The 17,155-nt window shown below is 46.9% G+C and carries 17 protein-coding genes and 1 other annotated feature; of the genes, 13 read left to right on the top strand and 4 right to left on the bottom strand.

Annotation, left to right across the window (positions count from 1 at the left end; all coding sequences use genetic code 11):
• Positions 1–161: 161 nt before the first annotated feature.
• Positions 162–1,379: an argininosuccinate synthase gene (locus KH172YL63_RS16965; protein WP_173108251.1), complete on the top strand. Its 1,218-nt coding sequence runs from the start codon at positions 162–164 to the stop codon at positions 1,377–1,379.
• Complete coding sequence (argH, locus tag KH172YL63_RS16960; protein ID WP_173107215.1) at positions 1,376–2,770, top strand: argininosuccinate lyase; 1,395 nt, start codon at positions 1,376–1,378, stop codon at positions 2,768–2,770. The genes KH172YL63_RS16965 and argH overlap by 4 nt, the downstream gene beginning before the upstream one ends.
• A 57-nt stretch (positions 2,771–2,827) precedes the next feature.
• Here the strand turns inward: argH and KH172YL63_RS16955 are convergent, their stop codons facing one another.
• A complete protein-coding gene (locus KH172YL63_RS16955; protein WP_173107214.1) occupies positions 2,828–3,277 on the bottom strand; it encodes a universal stress protein in 450 nt (149 codons plus the stop codon).
• 109 nt (positions 3,278–3,386) lie between these two features.
• Between KH172YL63_RS16955 and KH172YL63_RS16950 the strand changes: the two genes are divergently transcribed.
• Positions 3,387–3,539: a hypothetical protein gene (locus KH172YL63_RS16950; protein WP_173107213.1), complete on the top strand. Its 153-nt coding sequence runs from the start codon at positions 3,387–3,389 to the stop codon at positions 3,537–3,539.
• A 106-nt stretch (positions 3,540–3,645) separates the two neighbouring features.
• On the opposite strand, the gene KH172YL63_RS16945 is transcribed toward KH172YL63_RS16950, so the two are convergent.
• The 3 genes from KH172YL63_RS16945 to KH172YL63_RS16935 all read right to left on the bottom strand — a co-directional run bounded on the left by KH172YL63_RS16945 (position 3,646) and on the right by KH172YL63_RS16935 (position 5,449).
• Entirely contained in the window at positions 3,646–3,912 is a 267-nt protein-coding gene (locus tag KH172YL63_RS16945; protein ID WP_173107212.1) for a hypothetical protein, read from the bottom strand.
• Positions 3,913–3,960: 48 nt separating this feature from the next.
• Positions 3,961–4,698, bottom strand: a complete 738-nt coding sequence (locus tag KH172YL63_RS16940; RefSeq protein WP_173107211.1) for a zeta toxin family protein — start codon at positions 4,696–4,698, stop codon at positions 3,961–3,963.
• Positions 4,699–4,879: 181 nt separating this feature from the next.
• Positions 4,880–5,449 (bottom strand): TetR/AcrR family transcriptional regulator, encoded by a 570-nt coding sequence (locus tag KH172YL63_RS16935; RefSeq protein WP_173107210.1) that lies wholly within the window; start codon positions 5,447–5,449, stop codon positions 4,880–4,882.
• Positions 5,450–5,663: 214 nt separating this feature from the next.
• Between KH172YL63_RS16935 and KH172YL63_RS16930 the strand changes: the two genes are divergently transcribed.
• The 10 genes from KH172YL63_RS16930 (at position 5,664) to KH172YL63_RS16885 (ending at position 17,154) form a co-directional block, all read left to right on the top strand.
• On the top strand, positions 5,664–7,664 hold the full coding sequence (locus KH172YL63_RS16930; RefSeq protein ID WP_232066206.1) for an efflux RND transporter permease subunit: 2,001 nt from the start codon (positions 5,664–5,666) through the stop codon (positions 7,662–7,664).
• A 2-nt stretch (positions 7,665–7,666) separates the two neighbouring features.
• A complete protein-coding gene (locus KH172YL63_RS16925) occupies positions 7,667–9,457 on the top strand; it encodes a YhgE/Pip domain-containing protein (RefSeq protein ID WP_232066051.1) in 1,791 nt (596 codons plus the stop codon).
• A 145-nt stretch (positions 9,458–9,602) separates the two neighbouring features.
• Positions 9,603–9,869, top strand: coding sequence for a hypothetical protein (locus tag KH172YL63_RS16920; protein WP_173107208.1), 267 nt, complete (start codon positions 9,603–9,605; stop codon positions 9,867–9,869).
• 140 nt (positions 9,870–10,009) lie between these two features.
• Positions 10,010–10,711, top strand: coding sequence for a nucleotidyltransferase domain-containing protein (locus KH172YL63_RS16915; protein ID WP_173107207.1), 702 nt, complete (start codon positions 10,010–10,012; stop codon positions 10,709–10,711).
• Between the two features lie 18 nt (positions 10,712–10,729).
• The gene (locus KH172YL63_RS16910; protein ID WP_173107206.1) at positions 10,730–11,206 is read left to right on the top strand and encodes a GyrI-like domain-containing protein; all 477 of its coding nucleotides are present in this window, start codon (positions 10,730–10,732) and stop codon (positions 11,204–11,206) included.
• 75 nt (positions 11,207–11,281) lie between these two features.
• Positions 11,282–11,758, top strand: a complete 477-nt coding sequence (locus KH172YL63_RS16905; protein ID WP_173107205.1) for a hypothetical protein — start codon at positions 11,282–11,284, stop codon at positions 11,756–11,758.
• 29 nt (positions 11,759–11,787) lie between these two features.
• Positions 11,788–12,072 carry a hypothetical protein gene (locus KH172YL63_RS16900; RefSeq protein WP_173107204.1) on the top strand — a complete coding sequence of 95 codons (285 nt, stop codon included), beginning with the start codon at positions 11,788–11,790 and terminating at the stop codon, positions 12,070–12,072.
• A gap of 111 nt (positions 12,073–12,183) precedes the next feature.
• Positions 12,184–12,438, top strand: a binding site (T-box leader).
• A 49-nt stretch (positions 12,439–12,487) separates the two neighbouring features.
• Positions 12,488–15,580 (top strand): isoleucine--tRNA ligase, encoded by a 3,093-nt coding sequence (gene ileS / locus KH172YL63_RS16895; protein WP_173107203.1) that lies wholly within the window; start codon positions 12,488–12,490, stop codon positions 15,578–15,580.
• Positions 15,581–16,036: 456 nt separating this feature from the next.
• On the top strand, positions 16,037–16,714 hold the full coding sequence (locus KH172YL63_RS16890) for a CPBP family intramembrane glutamic endopeptidase (protein WP_173107202.1): 678 nt from the start codon (positions 16,037–16,039) through the stop codon (positions 16,712–16,714).
• 11 nt (positions 16,715–16,725) lie between these two features.
• On the top strand, positions 16,726–17,154 hold the full coding sequence (locus KH172YL63_RS16885; protein WP_173107201.1) for a hypothetical protein: 429 nt from the start codon (positions 16,726–16,728) through the stop codon (positions 17,152–17,154).
• The last annotated feature ends 1 nt before the right edge of the window (position 17,155 follow it).

Raw genomic sequence — 17,155 nt, 5'->3', positions numbered from 1 at the left:
AATCCCCTGGCAAGCCCAGTACAAAGCGGTATGTTCATAAAACCTGAAAAATATTTATACAAATTGATGAATAAGTATTGATGTATTTCTGATTAACTGCTAATATAAATTCATCTTAAAGAATAAATATTCATTTTTATATAGAAAATCAACAGGAGGAGATACGTATGAATAAAAAAGTGGTATTAGCTTATTCAGGTGGTTTGGATACGTCGGTTGCGGTTCAGTGGTTAAAGGAAAAGGGATATGAAGTCATTGCATGCTGTCTGGACGTGGGTGAAGGGAAGGACCTTGATTTCGTTCAGGAAAAGGCGTTGACGGTAGGGGCTTCGAAAAGTTACGTGATCGATGCGAAGGAAGAATTCGCGAACGAATATGCACTGCTTGCACTGCAAAGTCATGCATTATATGAAGGGAAGTACCCGCTCGTTTCTGCGCTGTCAAGACCGTTGATTGCGAAGAAGCTTGTTGAAGTCGCTGAACAGGAAAATGCGACGGCGGTTGCCCATGGCTGTACTGGAAAAGGAAATGATCAGGTGCGATTCGAAGTGTCGATTGCGGCATTGAATCCATCTCTTGAAGTGATTGCGCCGGTGCGTGAATGGAAATGGTCCCGTGAGGAAGAGATTGAGTATGCGAAGGACAAGGGCATCCCGATTCCGATCAACCTTGATTCCCCGTACAGCATCGACCAGAATCTGTGGGGAAGAAGCAACGAGTGCGGTGTGCTCGAAGATCCTTGGGCGGCTCCGCCGGAAGATGCATACGATTTAACGGTGAGCCTTGAAAATACGCCGGATGAAGCGGATGTTGTGGAAATCACGTTCAAAAACGGTGTGCCTGTCGGCTTGGATGGTGTTGAATATCCGCTGGATGAAATCATTGCGAAACTGAACGTTCTTGCAGGGAAGCACGGTGTCGGACGTATCGATCACGTGGAAAACCGCCTTGTTGGAATCAAATCTCGTGAAGTGTATGAGTGCCCGGCTGCCGTTACGCTGTTGAAAGCACATAAAGAGCTTGAAGATTTGACGCTTGTAAAAGAACTTGCCCACTACAAGCCGGTCATCGAGAAGAAAATGACTGAACTGATTTATGAAGGATTATGGTTCTCTCCACTGAACAAAGCGCTGAAAGCATTCCTTGATCAGACGCAGGTGTATGTCAACGGTGTGGCGCGCGTGAAATTGTTCAAAGGTCATGCGATCGTGGAAGGAAGAAAATCTCCGAATTCACTATATGATGAGAAATTGGCGACGTACACGAAAGACGATGAGTTCGATCACGATGCTGCCGTAGGATTCATCCAATTATGGGGTCTGCCGACGAAAGTATCTGCGATGGTCAATGCGGATAAGAAAGAGAAGATCTCTCAATGAGCAAGCTCTGGGGAGGGCGCTTCACGAAGAAGCCGGAGGAATGGGTGGATGAGTTCAACGCATCCATCTCTTTCGACCAGGAGCTTGTATTAGAAGACATTGAAGGCAGCATCGCCCATGTGACCATGTTGAAAAAATGTGAGATCCTGACAGGGAGTGAAGCGGATCAAATTCTTGAAGGGCTGAAAGTGCTTTACGGGAAAGCCGAGAACAATGAGCTTGAGTTTTCCGTCGAGTATGAAGATATCCACTTGAATCTTGAGAAGCAGCTGATCGATTTGATCGGCGAAGTCGGCGGAAAGCTCCATACGGGCAGAAGCCGGAATGACCAGATTGCGACCGATATGCACCTGTTTTTAAAGCGACGTGTGAAGGAGATCGTGGCGCTTGCCGAGGATCTTCAAGAAGCGATCATTGCCCAGGCTGAAGCGAACGTGGAAACGATCATTCCCGGGTATACCCATCTTCAGCGTGCCCAGCCGATCTCTTTTGCCCATCATCTGATGTGTTATTTCTGGATGATCAACCGTGATAAGGAGCGTCTTGTTGATTCCCTGAAAAGAATCGACATTTCGCCACTCGGTGCAGGGGCCCTTGCCGGGACGACTTTCCCGATCGACCGTGCCTACTCAGCCGATCTGCTCGGCTTCGGTGCTTATTATGAAAACAGCCTGGACGCCGTAAGTGACCGTGATTTCATCCTGGAATTCCTGAGCAACAGCTCGATTCTGATGACCCATCTGTCACGTCTTGCTGAAGAGATGATCCTGTGGTCAACGGAGGAATTCCGCTTCATCGAGCTTGATGACTCTTTCACGACAGGAAGCAGCATCATGCCCCAGAAGAAGAATCCGGATATGGCCGAGCTTGTGAGAGGGAAGACTGGAAGGGTGAATGGGAATCTCATCTCCCTCCTGACCGTCCTGAAAGGCCTGCCGCTTGCGTATAACAAGGATATGCAGGAAGACAAGGAAGGCATGTTCGATACGGTGAAAACCGTGGTCGGTTCCTTGAAGATCTTCACGGGGATGATTTCGACGATGAAGGTGAACAAGGGTCAGATGGAAGAAGCGGTCGGAAATGACTTTTCCAATGCGACCGAGCTTGCCGATTATCTGGCGACGAAGGGGATCCCATTTAGACAGGCCCATGAAATCGTTGGGAAGCTGGTGCTTTATTGCATTGAAAAAGGTTGCTATCTGAAGGACGTTTCACTTGAGGAGTACGGTGAATTCTCTTCACTGATCGAGGAGGATATTTACAGCATCCTGACGCCTTACTCGGCTGTTGAGAGAAGAAAGTCGTATGGCGGCACCGGTTTTGCTCAGGTGAAAGAGCAGATTGAAAAAGGTAAGGAACAGCTCGGATCGGTGACGGTTCCGTCTGTTTGATAGATGAAAAGGAAGAGCGGCTGAAGCCAGAATCAATCTGGTGTCAGCCGCTCTTTTTTATTCAGCTTCTTCTGTTCTCACAACAAGCACGTCGCAGTGTGCAGCCCTCGTGATATGTTCTGATACGCTTCCGATCAGGAACCGTTCGACGGCGTTGAGGCCAGTTGCACCGCAGATGACGAGGTCTGCTTTGACGTTCTTCGTTGCTTCTCTTGGGATGATGACTTTCGGGGAGCCGTATTCAACATAGGTTTTGACTTTGCTCAAGCCCGCTTCTGCCGCTTCGGCTTTGTACTCGTTTAACAATTCTTCAGCATACTTGATCGCTCTTTCTCCCACTGTGCGGTCATAGGATTCGATTGCCGCAAAGGAACGAGTATCGATGACATGAATCAATGAAAGGATGGCATCGTTCCGCTTTGCGATGGCAATCCCTTTTTTGAAAGCCCATTCGGCTTCTTTAGATCCATCAACAGCTACCAATATGTTCTGATATTTTAAACTCATTGTTATCCCCTCCCTATATTTATCATACTATATTTTTCCACGCATATCTGTAGCGAATTTTCGAACAATAGTAGGGAAATCAACTAATTATGGCGAGGGGGAGTCATGCATGAAGAAGAAGGATCCGAAAGAGCAGTTCTCCTATGATGAAAGTGCAAACCAGCAGGTGAGCCAGCAGATCATGGATTCGTACACGAGCGGCGTCATGGGAACAGACACCGGTCAGTACGGGACGGTTGAGAACGAGCAGTATGAAGATTAAGAGGTAAGGCAGCCTGCAGGGAGAGGAGAACTCTTTTTGCAGGTTTTTTTGCGAATCAAACAGTTTCTAATAAAATAAAACAAGCATGAAGGGATTTATGCTTGTTTTAAACTTGAGATTTTAAATTTTCTTTATTTCTACGTAATCTGACATTTGGGTTTCGTTTCGAGAAGGCTTTCACGACTTCGGTACGAACAATGATCGTGGCTTTTTCTGAATCTGTGGAATAAAACTCTCTTACAATTTTATTAGCCTCCTCATATTTCAGAGGATTGGTTATGTGTGCATACTTCTCTTTTTCTTTTTTGAGTTCATCCATATTGGCAGGAGAACTTTTCTGAAGACTATTTAATAAGGAGTCCATGTAACCCATAGAACACACCTCCAAACAGTATATATATTTATTATACCCCTTTGTGGATTATTTATCACCTGCATGGGCTTTCAGATAATACGCGTCATATTCATCGGGAACAAGGATTTTCTCAGGAGAATGCACATGTGGCTTAACTATTATTGGATACGGGTCTTCAAAGTTCCGGGAATTATTGCGAAGAACTGTATACATATCAACTTCATCCTTCAGTTTGAAAAAAGATTCAGCAGCTTCTTTATTCGTATTTCTAACAATTTCTTCAGGAACAAACCGATATTCTTCTTCCCATCTAGCTTTTGCTCGCTCAAGAGCCACATCTGTGTCCGCGTCTACCATGATCAGGTTTATTTCGTAGGAGTTGTTTCTGAGGGTTGTGATGATTTCTTTGGCATGAGGAAGGTAACTGAGGGTAGAATCGTACACAATAGATAGCTTATTAGTGATGGCTGCAACAAACAATTGATGGGCGATTTCTCTACTTTCGGTATGTACAAAACCTGCAGCAACCGGATTTATTTGAGAAATCAACGCTTGGTATTCTGGCATCATTTCTTTAAACGTGTCTGGATTAATCTTCACAAATTCATCAACAGGCAAAGCTTTTATGATTGCCTGAGACTTCCCCACACCAGCTCCACCACCTAACAATATTGCTCTTTTAGAATGTTGGGTGTGAGGGTGATCATTTAAAATATGATCAAGCCAAATTTCATGAAGGTGTGATCGATCTACATGATATGTCTGACCATTATGGAAAATTTCCTTTGTATGTTTGAAACCCACCATTGTTTCACCTCGATATTAAAAGATATTTCAATAATACCATATTAAGGAATAAATAGGGGTTCTTTGTAATTTGCTGTGGATATTCTGCTTGGAAGTCAGGGGCTTATTTGAAGAAAGTTGATTATTGGGGTGTCCCCCATGACTACACGTCTCAGGGGACTTCTTGGTTATGTCAGATTTATCCCCTCATCCCCGCCAACCCCCGATTAATAAACGCATTCAATATCCCGGCCATCTCCCCCGGGCTCTTATCCATCCCGTTTTGCATCCAGTTCTGGATGACGTGGATGCTGCCGCCGACGATGAACATGTTGATGTAGTCGTAGGCTTCCTGGTCGATGGTGCTTTCGTCGATCAGGTTTTTGAAAATGAATTCACGGGTGATGTTCATCCCTTTTTTGAGGAAGTACATATCGGTGTTCTCGCTGAGCAGGGTGTCGCACATGTTGCTGTTGGCTGCGAGGTATTCGAATAATTTTTCCGTCATTTGAAGGGCTTCGTCTTCTTTGGAAAAGTTGTATTGACTGAGTGTGTCGGTGAGGTCTTCGATGAAGTCTTCTTCGATCGCCTCGAGCAGTTCGTACTGGTTGGCGTAGTGGGCATAATAGGTGGAACGGTTGATGTCTGCCCTTTCGCAGATTTCTTTGATGGTGATGCTTGAGATCGATTTATTTTTGAGAAGCGATAATAAGCTTTCTTTTAAAACCATGCGGGTGTATTTCTTCCGGCGGTCCATTTTCGTGTTCAATTCTCCACGTTCCTTTCTCTTTTTCTTCGTTATCCAACACAAGCGGATGATGTGTTGAGTATTGAACATTCCCTGTTCAACTGTTTGTTGAATATCCAACACGGTGTTTATTATAATGATAGAGGTAAAATGTATTGGAAACAAGAGAGGATGAAAAATCATCAAAAGTGCATCTTGGATCATCAAGCATAAGAAAGCGGTGCTGATCGTATTTATGCTGGTGACGATTCTGTCGACAGTGGCGCAGTTCTTTGTGAAAGTGAATTATAATATGGTCGATTATCTGCCTGATGATGCCCAGTCTACGCAGGCGATGGACATCATGGAGGAAGAGTTCACCGGTGCGGTTCCGGATACGCGGGTCATGGTGAGAGATGTGACCTTGCAGGAAGCACTGGGTTATAAACGTAAGCTTGAAGCGATCGATGGTGTATCGGACGTGTTATGGCTTGATGATGTAATTGATCTGAAGACCCCGCTTGAAGTGGCGGATAAAGAGACGGTCGAGAATTATTATAAGGAGAAAAATGCCCTGTTCTCGATCAGTGTCCGTACCGGGGATGAGGTCAGGATCACCGATGAAATTTATGAATTGATCGGGGAAAGCGGCGCGATTGCAGGGGAAGCGGCGAATACGGCAAGCTCCCAGAAGATGGCCGGCAATGAGTCGATGTATGCAGGGATGCTGCTTGTGCCCCTCATCATCCTGATCCTCGTCATCTCGACGACTTCCTGGATCGAGCCGGTGTTTTTCCTGACGGCGATCGGGGTGTCGGTGCTGATCAATTTAGGGACGAATATTTTCCTTGGCGAAGTGTCGTTCGTCACCCAGTCGGTGGCGCCGATCCTGCAGCTGGCGGTATCCCTTGATTATGCGGTGTTCCTGCTTCACAGCTTCTCCGATTACCGGAAAGAAACGGATGATCCGGAAGAAGCGATGAAGCTTGCGATGAAGAAATCTTTCCCTGCGATCACGGCGAGTGCGGCGACGACGTTCTTCGGATTCATCGCCCTGACATTCATGAAGTTTGAAATCGGGTCGGATCTCGGCTTGAACCTCGTGAAGGGGATCGTCCTGAGCTTTATCAGCGTGATGGTATTCCTGCCTGCGCTGACGCTTATGTTCTATAAATGGATGGATAAGACGAAACATAAAAGCTTTGTGCCGAGCTTCAAGGGGATCGGGAATAAAGTGCTGAAGCTGAAGTTTCCGAGTCTGATCCTGGTTCTGGCCATCCTTGTGCCGGCGTTCCTTGCACAGACGAACACGTCATTCATCTACGGGATGGGAAGCCAGCCTGAAGATACCCGTGTCGGAAGTGACTTCAAGAAAGTGGAGGAATTCTTCGGTGAAACGACGCCGATCGTCCTGCTTGTCCCTAAAGGGGATATGGCGAAGGAAGAGAAGCTTGTCGAGGAGCTTGAGTCCCTTGATTATGTGACAGGCGTCATGGCGTATGTGAAACAGGTCGGTGCAGAAATTCCGCCTGATTATCTGGACAAATCGGTCACCGATCAATTTTACTCTGAAAATTACAGCCGGTTCGTCATTAACACGAACCAGGGTACGGAAGGGGACGTTCCCTTTTCCATCGTGGAAGGGGTGGAAAAAGCGGGATCAGATCTGTATGGTGATGATGCGCTTGCCCTCGGGGAGAGCGTGACCCTTTATGATATTAAAAATACGGTCAACAAGGATAATGTCGTCGTGAATGTGCTGACGGTCGTCACGATTGCACTCGTGCTTCTGTTCAGCTTCAAATCGATCTCGATCCCTGTAGTGCTCCTCATCACGATCGAGGCAGCGGTGTGGATCAATCTGTCGATTCCGTACTTCACGAACACCTCACTCGTGTTCGTCGGCTATTTGATCATCAGCACCGTCCAGCTTGCGGCGACGGTCGATTACGGCATCCTGTTCACAGAAGCCTATACCCACTACCGGAAGGAAATGCCGGCGAAAGAAGCGATGGTGAGGACACTGGAAGAAAAGACGTTCTCGATTTCCATTTCTGCCGCGATCCTTTCAAGTGTCGGATTCATTCTGTGGATCACCTCCACCAACCCGGTCGTCGGATCGATCGGACTGCTGATGGGAAGAGGGGCGCTCCTTGCCTTCATCATGGTCCTGTTCGTCCTGCCGGCGATGCTGTTGGTATTCGATAAAGTGATTAAGAAAACAACGTATAAATCAAACTACTATGAGGAGAAATGATGATGAGAAAAAAACAACTGACCCTCGGTGCGCTTGCATTCATGCTGTTTCTGCCTTCATTTCTTCCTGCTTCTGCCCTCGCGGCAACGGAAGGGAAGATAGCGTCAAAGGATGAAGTCGTGTATGCGACGTTGAATGCCGGCGGTGACGTGAGCAACGTGTACGTGGTGAACACGTTCGAAGTCACCACAGCCGGTCAAATCCACGATTACGGGGATTTCAGCACGGTCAAGAACCTGACCGATTTGAAGAAGCTTGATCAAGATGGACAGAAGATCGAGATGGACGCACCGGAAGGGAAGTTTACCTATCAGGGCAACATGGCGAAAGACACAGAACTCCCTTGGAATGTGAACGTGTCCTATAAGCTCGACGGGAAAGACATCCACCCGTCAAAGCTTGCAGGAAAGACCGGTCACCTGGAAATTGACATCGAAACGCTTGAAAATAAAGACGCTGAGTCAGTATTTTATGAAAATTATCTTCTCCAGGTTTCCCTCAACCTGCCGAACACGTATGAAAACATCGAAGCGGCAGACGGGATGGTGGCAAGTGCCGGGAAGGATAAACAAATCACCTTCACCGTGCTCCCAGGAAAAGAGAAGAAGCTGAGTGTGGAGGCGGACGTAGAGGACTTCGAATTCAAGGGAGTCCAAATCGCAGCCGTCCCGTCCACGCTTCCGATCGATGCATCGGGTACGGAGAATATGACCGATGATATGTCAGAACTGTCGAAGGCAATCGGGAAACTGAACAACGGAGTCGCCGAGCTGAAAAGCGGTGTCTCCCAGCTGAACGACGGAGCGGCTTCATTACGTTCAGGTTCTGCTCAATATCAAAACGGCATCAGCGAACTGAACGGTTCTTCGTCTCAGATCGTCGGTGCGTCCAATTCAATCGGAGAAGCACTGCGGTCGATCAACCAGTCGCTGTCGGCCAATCCTGCTGACATGGATCTGTCGGCACTGAATGAACTGCCGGCCGGACTCAACCAGCTCGCGGACGGCCTGACCCAGGCAGCGAATGGACTTCAGGCGCTGCAGGAAAATTATGTTCAGGCATACAATGCCCTGGACGGGGCGATGGCTGAGATCCCTGCCAACAACCTGACCGAAGAAGACATTGCCGCCCTCTACACGAGCGGTGCCGATCCAAAGGTAGTCGATCAGCTGGTTGCCTCACACAAAGCGGCCCAGAAGGTCAAAGGAACGTATGCCAACGTCAAGAAAGCCTTCGCGGCAGTCGGACCGACGCTGAATGAGGTCAGCGGTTCCGTCAATACCATGAGCGGCCAGCTGTCATCAATCTCGGCGAATCTGTCCGCCTCCTTAAAGGAAACAGACATGAGCGGCCTTGCCCAGCTTCAACAGGGACTGAGTGAACTGTCCGGCAACTACGGACAATTCCATTCCGGACTTGTGGGCTATACAGAAGGCGTAAGTCAACTGTCTGCGAACTACGGTCAGCTTCACGCCGGCATCACCGAACTCGCAGGCGGCACAAGCGGCCTTGAAGACGGTGTCGGCGAGCTCCACAACGGCACAAGCAAACTGTACAAAGAAACGAAAAACCTCCCTGACAAAATGCAGGAAGAAATCAACAAAATGATGGCCGAATACGATAAATCCGACTTCCAGCCCGTATCCTTCGTTTCCCCGAAAAACGAAAAAGTGACTTCCGTCCAATTTGTCATCAAGACGGAAAGCATCGAAAAGGAAGAGAAGGAAGCAAAAAAAGCAGTCCCGGAAAAAGAGAAAGGCTTCTGGGAGCTGTTGATGGATTTATTTAAGTAATGTTTGGATGAATATGGACCTGGGAGAGATTGGTGATCTCTGCCGGGTCTTTTTTGCTTTCAAAAAAGGAATGACGAGTAAAGTTTTTATCGGAAACGCCATATGCTTAGTGAGACGCAACGTTTTCGGGAAGGAGTATTCCCTCGTGCAGCGAATCAAATGTATGATCAACCAGTTCCTAAGTGAGCCTTTGTGGTTTAAGGCTTTGATTATCACCACGTTACTTTGTTCAATCATTTTCAGCAGTTCATTATTTGCCGGTCATGACGGCTTTCAAGGGTTTTCTAAAATTGCGGCTGCCATCTTTTTTGGTGCATATGGCATAAAGATGAGACGAAATCTTCGACTCTCTATTCTGTTTTTTATTTTGGCAGGTGTGTGTGGTGGTTTAGCTATCTGGTATTTTTTGTGAGGAGTGGGATTTAAGGAGTGTTTTGGGCGCGGTATGGGATATCGTGCTTTTTTGGTGTGGGGAAATTGTTGTGTGGGGGGAGGTTTTTTGAAATAATTGGTAGTGGGGAGAGTGGAGATGAGAGTAAGGGGGAATGAGATATGCGAAAATCAGCTGTTGAAGCTGCAAGATGCTTTGTTAATGAAGAGTTTCCAAATTGTGATTTTGCGATATTGGCCGGGAGTGCTTCAAGAGGCGAAGAAACGCCATCTTCTGATTTAGATATCGTTATATTTGATGCAAATTCGGTCAGTTACAGAAAAAGTCTAGTTTTATATGATTGGAGAATTGAAGCGTTTATTCATAACCATCAATCGTATCTGCTGGAGTTCGATCGTGAAAAACAAAAAGGAAGGCCTATTTTAGGTAACATGATTTCAGAAGGTATCATGCTGAAAGATCATGAAGAATTCTTACAAGTAAAAGACAATGCCCTTCAACACGTACAAAGTGGACCCCTTCCTTTAACAGAAGAATATATAAGAGCCTCAAGGTACTTCATTGGTGATTTGTTAGATGATTTTATAGATGCGAAAAGCAGAGAAGAAGCTTTGATCACGGTAAATAACCTTTCATTGGAAATTCCAGATTTTATTTTAAGATTAAACAATCAATGGTCTGGGAGAGGGAAAGGATTGACGAGGGCTTTACGGTCTTTTGATGAAAAGATATACAATGAATTTTTCAGTTCTTTAAACGATTTCTATCTAGCCGACAATAAACAACCATTTGTGGACTTTGTAAATAAGGTATACAAGCCACTTGGCGGCTTTTTGTTTGAAGGGTTTTCTACTAGAGTATGAAGTGATGAGGACAAGTATTTGAACCGTCAGCTGATACATAACATATCCGTAAAAGAAGTTAGAGCACGCAAGCTTGTTGGATTTAGAGTTTTATGTGAAAACGACGAATACAAGAACGAGATTCCTAAAGCATCAAAATCGTTGGACAATCGGTTGGGAGAGATTAAACACCTGCAGAACAAAGATACTCAGATTGGCGCTTTTTTCGTAGACTCGGATAAAGAAGAAGCCGATGGATATTGGGTCTGTGTGGAAGTGGAGGAGTTTGAAGATATTCCAATAGATATGGTGATGATTACAATCCCTCGTCAAAAGTATGCTGCTGCAGAATTTAAAGGGTCAAACCAACAGATATTTCAAGCGTATGATGAACTGCACCAATGGGCTGAAGACAACAGTTATGTAAGGCTGAAAAATACCTGGCACCTCGAGATCTTTCAGTCGTGGGAAGACCAGGACAACCTTCAGGTGGAGTTGTTAGATACGGTTAGATAAAGCCAGTGATAAAAAAATGAACAAGCATCACCCCATTCAGGCGGCAATTCTAGAAAAAAGAAAGGCGAGATAAACATGAATAAAAAATTCATCATCATCACCCTTCTACTAGGTGCGATCACGGTACTCATGGTGGGTTGGTCAGTTTCGAGAGGGAAAATGTTTGATTTCAATGAATCAGAATTAGCGAAGAAAATGGAAGGGGCACCTTTTCAAGTGAAAGTGCCAACTAAGGTGCCTTTCGAAGATATGGAACTTTATAAGCATAAATATAGTAGTGAGGAAATCGAGTTTACGCTATTCAATGCAGATAAAGAGTTTTTAACCGTGAGGGCAGTGAAGGAAGAGATGGAGTATCCGGAAGAAATAAAGAAGAAGGAAATGACAATCGGAAGTGATGGTCATGGTCAGTATATCCCGGATTACGCCGGTAACAGGATCATTTCATGGCAAAACGAAGACCTTTTTTATGAATTAGCTTATAGTTATAAATTTTCGCCAGGAGAGGTTAGTAGAGGTCAGTTAATGAAAATGGCGGAATCGTTTAGGTAGATTTTAACTGATAGAGGGGAGGGATCGTGATGTGGGTGATATTGGGCGTAATTGCCATTATCTTTACATCTGTTAATCTGTTGATGTATGCATCCGGAAAGGATTATACGCTTTGGATGTCGTTGGGGTTAGCGTTTACAGCCTTCACCCTTTGTGCAGAGTACAGCCTGGTTTCTGATTGGGTGGAAGTGGGGGATTGGGCAGCTTTGGAGGATGTGGTCCCTGGTATGGAAAGGGCGCTGTGGTTGTTGACCAGTGTGTCTGTCTTGCTGAATATCGCACCGATTTTTTTAGAGCGGAGGAGTAAGAGGTGACGTACCGTTTCTTTTTTACGTATAAAAGATTCCTATCCCGTCAAAAATAAACCATTGACAAATTTAACCTGTATCATATAAAGTATTTCTAACATATATTGGATCACATATTCACATTCCATGACGAGAACGAGTAGGTATGGTGTCTGTTCTACAGAGAGTTGGCGGTTTGGTGGAAGTCAACGTTCAGATCATATTGAATATCCTCTCCGAGAAGCAAAGCTGAAGGTACTTTAAGCTTTGACGGGTTTCCGCCGTTACAAGGAACGCGTATGATTGTACGTTGAATGAGTGCTGCCGGCTGAACCGCATTGGGTTTTAGTGGCAGAATCAGGGTGGTATCGCGGGTAATGACTCGTCCCTAACATTGGTTAGGGGCGGGTTTTTTTATTTTTATAAAAGAAGGTGTGAGGACATGGAGAAGGTAAATGTACAGGAAAAGTCGGTTGAGAGGGAGAAGCGGATCCAGGCTTTCTGGGAAGCAAACGCTATATTTGAACAGTCGGTGGCAAACCGTGAAGGAAAGAAGACATTCGTGTTCTACGAAGGGCCGCCGACTGCGAACGGGCTACCACATGCCGGGCATGTGCTCGGACGTGTGATCAAAGATTTCGTCGCACGGTATCAGACGATGCGGGGGTATCAGGTCAAGCGGAAAGCAGGCTGGGATACACACGGCCTTCCGGTGGAGCTTGGCGTCGAGAAGAAGATCGGCATCTCCGGCAAACAGGAAATCGAGGCATACGGCGTCGAGAAATTCATCGATGAGTGTAAAAAGAGCGTGTTCGATTATGAAAGACAGTGGCGGTCGTTCACAGAGGCGATCGGATACTGGGTCGATATGGATGACCCGTATGTGACGCTTGAAAATGATTATATCGAAAGCGTGTGGCACATCCTTTCGAAAATCCATGAAAAAGGCCTGCTATACAAGGGGCACCGGGTCGCGCCCTATTGCCCGAGCTGCCAGACGTCCCTCAGTTCCCATGAGGTAGCGCAAGGCTATAAGGATGTGAAGGACCTTTCCGCTACAGCGAAATTCAAGGTAAGTGGGAAAGAGGATGAATACTTCCTCGGCTGGACGACGACACCGTGGACGCTTCCGGCAAATGTGGCGCTGGCCGTCCATGAAGAGGTGGATTACGTGAAGGCGAAGTGCGGGGAAGAGACGTTTATCCTCGCGAAGAACCTTGTGAACGATGTGCTCGGGGAAGACTCCGAGGTAGAGAGTGAGCATAAAGGGCGTGAATTTGTAGGGGTACACTATGACCCGCCTTTCAACCATCTCACCCTTGACCGGGGCCACGAAGTGATCGCCGCATCATTCGTGACCGACGACAGCGGAACAGGGATCGTTCACCTGGCGCCTGCTCACGGTGAGGATGATTACAATGCGATCAAAGAAAGCGGATTGGATTTTGTGAACATCGTCGATGAAAAGGGCTGCTATACAGAGGGCTTCCCGCCGCTTGAAGGGGAATTCACAAAGGACAGCGATGTGAAAATCATCAAGATGCTGGCAGAGGGCGGTCTCCTCTTTTCAAAGGAAAAATACGAACACAGCTATCCGCACTGCTGGCGCTGTGATTCGCCGCTCCTGTATTATGCGATGGAAGGCTGGTTCATCAAAACGACGGCCATCAAGGAAACGATCATCAAGAACAATCAATCCGTCGAGTGGTATCCGGATCATATGAAAGATGGGCGGTTCGGAAAGTTCCTTGAAAACATGGTCGATTGGAACCTCGGCCGGAACCGCTACTGGGGAACGCCGCTGAACGTCTGGGTTTGCGGGGGATGTGATCATCAGTTCGTCCCGGGAAGCGTTCAGGAGCTGAAGGAACACGCACTGAACGGCTGGCGGGACGGTCTTGAGCTTCATAAACCGTATGTCGACGAAGTCACCGTCGCATGCCCGTCATGCTCACAAGAAATGAAGCGGACGAAGGAAGTGATCGACGTATGGTTTGACAGCGGTTCGATGCCGTTTGCCCAGTATCATTATCCATTTGAAAACCAAGAGCTGTTTCAGCAGCAGTTCCCGGCAGACGTGATCGCAGAAGGAGTCGACCAGACCCGGGGCTGGTTCTACAGCCTGTTAACCGTGTCGTCCCTCTTCACCGGGAAAGCCCCGTATAAGCGGGTACTGTCCCTCGGTCACATACTCGATGAAGACGGCCGGAAGATGAGCAAAAGCAAAGGAAATGTCATGAATCCGATGGAGCTCGTCGAGAAGTTCGGGGCAGATGCCCTCAGATGGGCACTGCTTGCAGACAGCGCGCCGTGGAATAACAAAAGATTTTCGGAAAACGTCGTCAGCCAGGCAAAATCAAAGATGGTCGACACGTTGAATAACGTTCATTCTTTCTACACCCTGTATGCGGTGATCGATGGATTCGATCCAGGCACACACGGAAAAGGAAGTCCGTCCCTGCTTGATCAATGGGTCTCATCGCGCTTGAATTCGGTCATCAAGAATGTAACGGTCCATCTGGATCAATATGATTTTACAGCAGGGGCGAGAGAGCTGAATGTCCTCGTTGACGAGGTCAGCAACTGGTATATCCGCCGATCCCGTGAACGGTTCTGGAGCGAGGGACTGAATGACGATAAACTGGCAGCGTACCATACTCTGCACCACGTATTGGTTTCTGTCAGCAGACTGCTCGCACCATTCACGCCGTTCATCGCTGAAGATATCCACCGGAATCTGACCAATGAAAGCGTCCATCTGGCCGACTTCCCGAAAGCGAATGAAGCCGATATCAATCCGGTGCTAGAGGCGGAAATGGACCGTGTCCTCCAGGTGGTCGAACTCGCCCGCTCCGCCCGGAATACAACCAATATCAAAACGAAGCAGCCGCTGTCCCGCCTGACCGTGGTCGGTGCACAGGCAGACACCGAATCGCTCCGGAAGTATGACTACATCATCAAAGATGAAATCAACGTCAAGGATGTCCAACTGCAGGACCAGGCAGGGGATTCGGTGCAGTACGAAGTGAAACTCAACTTCCCGACAGCAGGACCCAAACTGGGCAAGCTCGTAGGGGCAGTGCAGAAACAGCTGCAAAGCCTCACCCATGAACAAGCAAAAAAGGTGGCGGAGCAAGGAACCTTTCACTTCGTCTCTCCATCCGGGGATACAGTCACAGTGGAAAAAGAGGATCTCCTCATCCAGCAAAAAACACCAAAAGGACTGGAAATGGCTTCAAACGCCACCTTCAGCGTCTTCCTCGACACCACTCTCACCGAGGATTTACGGAAAGAAGGAAAAGCCCGCGAACTCATCCGGGCCGTCCAACAGTACCGAAAAGAACTGAACCTCCCGGTGGAACAGCGGGTGGAGCTGGTGTTGGATGTGGATGATGAGATGAAGGAAGTGGTGGATCAATTCAAGGAACTGCTTGAGGGCAGCTTGTTGATCAAGGGGATGAAATTTGAGGAGAGGGATGATATGAAGCGAGTTGATTTGGATGGGGAGAGTGTTGGGATATTTGTAGGGGTGTGATTGTATGGGGGCTTACCGGGGTTGGGGGTAGGCCCTTTTTTTGTGTGTGGTTTGTCAGTTGAAATAACGGTTCGGTTTGTCAGGTAAAAAAGAGAGGAAGTTTGCCTGACAATGAAACGGTTGGTTTTGACAGGTGAAAATAAGGGGGAGTTTGACTGACAAAATAACGGTTGGTTTTAACAGGTAAAAATAACGGAATATTTGTCTGTCAAACTAACCTTTGAATTTAACAGGTAAAAAAGGAGAGGTGTTTGCCTGACGAAAAAACCGATGAATTCAACAGACAAAATCAAAGCAATCTTCCTCTGTCAAAATATCCGTTAAATTCAACTGACAAAATAAAGGGGACCAAATAAAGCAACCCACCCCCACCCAAAAATAAATTTCATATTGAGAATCACCCAAGATTTTGAAATAATTGGTAGTAAGCAAAATAAGCACAGGGAGGAACCCGCCATGCAACCCACCCTATCTACCAATCAACCAATATCCATAAAAGAAAGAGCAGCCACCATCACTGTCAAAACTCTATCCATCTATCTGATTCTCATCATTGTGCCTGGTTATTTCATCAACCAACTCTCACTGGAGGGGACGGCTTTTGAGGGGATGAAGGGTTACGTATGGTTCGCATATTTTATGATGGTGACGTTTGGCTACAAAGAGATCAGGAGATTCATTGCATCGTTATTGAACGTGAGGGTCTTCCGGGAAAAGGAAACCTATGTGTGGATGTTTGTCTCTTTTTTCATTCCTTACGGGATACTCCACCTTTGTTTATATTATGAAGTGTTCCTGAACGAATATTTTATATATCAAGTGAAATATAATATGCTGCCCGCGGGCAACCTGTGGCAGACGATTGATGCGGCGGTGCTTACGCCGGTGACGGAGGAAATCATGGTCAGGGGGATCATCTTGTCCATGTTGTTGAAACGGGTGAAACCGTTGTGGGCGATTACGATTACTTCGATGCTGTTCGGGCTGATCCATCCGTCTTCTGCATGGATGTTTACGATCGCAGGAGGGTTCCTTCTCACACTGACCGCATATAAAACTAAATCCATCCTGCCGGGGATTGTGGCACATGCACTTTGGAATTTGTATATGGTGCAGCTCATACTTTATTTCTAGGAGGTGGATCTATGAGGAAAATCGGGATCATCCTTGGTGTCATTGTTCTGGTTGTCCTGCTGGCAAATGTGCGGACACTCGTCGCCTATGCTAAGCTGTATTCCTTCGAACAGGCTAAAATTGTGACGATTGAAACGAAAGAGCTGACATTCGAAGAGCTGTTCGGTACGTTGCATGAGCAAAGAAATTTGGCGGAGCAATTAGAGGATTCCTTCGTTTATTCGCTGATAGGCGATGAAATCAGGCGGGGTGCTGATGAAGCGTCGAAGCACGTGATTTTTCTGCGGGAGCATGAGAAAATCACAGCGATAAAATTGGAGCTGCCGGTCACGACCTATGAGGACGGTAAACAGAATGTAACGTTTATATCAGGTCAGGGGGAAGTGATCGAGGTGCTTGAGGAGGGGGAGTGGAAGGCGTTTGATGGAGAGGTGCGCTAGC

Source organism: Bacillus sp. KH172YL63 (assembly GCF_011398925.1).
Taxonomy (GTDB): domain Bacteria; phylum Bacillota; class Bacilli; order Bacillales; family Bacillaceae_B; genus Rossellomorea.
This window is presented reverse-complemented; position numbering and strand designations above follow the sequence as displayed.